This is a genomic window from Rhizobacter sp. P2_H2 (genome assembly GCF_056403375.1).
The window spans coordinates 1-862 of sequence record NZ_JBFUFP010001591.1; the positions used below are offsets into that span (position 1 = coordinate 1).

The window sequence follows — 862 nt, forward strand, 5'->3', positions numbered from 1 at the left end:
GGCCCGGACCTGGGCGGCCGGCCGCGCGCTCGCGACGCACCCGCGGATCGCGGCCCGCGCGCGCGCGCTCGGCCTCGGGCAGGTGCTCGAATCCCGGCCCGCTCTCGCGGAAGTGGTGGCCTGCATACAATCGATCGCATCGTGACCGACACCGTTGCCTCCCCGCCCTCCATCGCCGAGCCGGTGCCCGCCGCACCGGTGGCCGCTGCCGCGCCGCCGCGCCGCCTGCCTGGCTGGCTCGCGCCGGCGGTGCTCGCGCTGCTGGTGCTGCTGATCGTCATCGCGCTGGTGCAGGCCTGGTCGGCGCAGCAACGGGTGCGCACGCTGGAGCAGGAGCTGGTGCGCCGCCAGCAGGACAGCGGCCGGCAGTCCGGCGAGGCGCAGGTGATGGCGCGCCAGGCGCAGGAGGTCGCGCGCGACAGTGCGGCCAAGGTCGCGCTGCTCGAGGCCAAGCTGGCCGAGGTCGCGATCCAGCGCAGCCAGCTCGAGGACCTGATCCAGTCGCTGTCGCGCTCGCGCGACGAGAACGTGCTGGTCGACATCGACGCCGGCCTGCGCGTCGCGCAGCAGCAAGCGGCGATCACCGGCAGTGCCGAGCCGCTGGTGGCGGCGCTGAAGCAGGCCGACGAGCGCCTGGCCCGCTACAGCCAGCCGCGGCTGGACGGCGTGCGCCGCGCGATCGCGCGCGACATCGACCGCGTCAAGTCGGTCGGCGTGGCCGACATCGGCGGGCTGTCGATCAAGGTCGACGAGGTGGTGCGGCTGGTCGACGAACTGCCGCTGCTGGCGCAGGCCGAGCCGCGGCGCGAGCCGGTGACGCCGGCGGCCTCGGCGCCGCGCCCGAGCGCCCGCAGCGCCGCGC

At 76.2% G+C, this 862-nt stretch carries 1 protein-coding gene; it reads left to right on the forward strand.

Annotated features, from left to right (window positions below):
• Nucleotides 1-141: 141 nt before the first annotated feature.
• Nucleotides 142-862: uroporphyrinogen-III C-methyltransferase (locus tag AC1D15_RS34950; protein WP_477829689.1), on the forward strand; the 721-nt coding region annotated here is incomplete at its 3' end.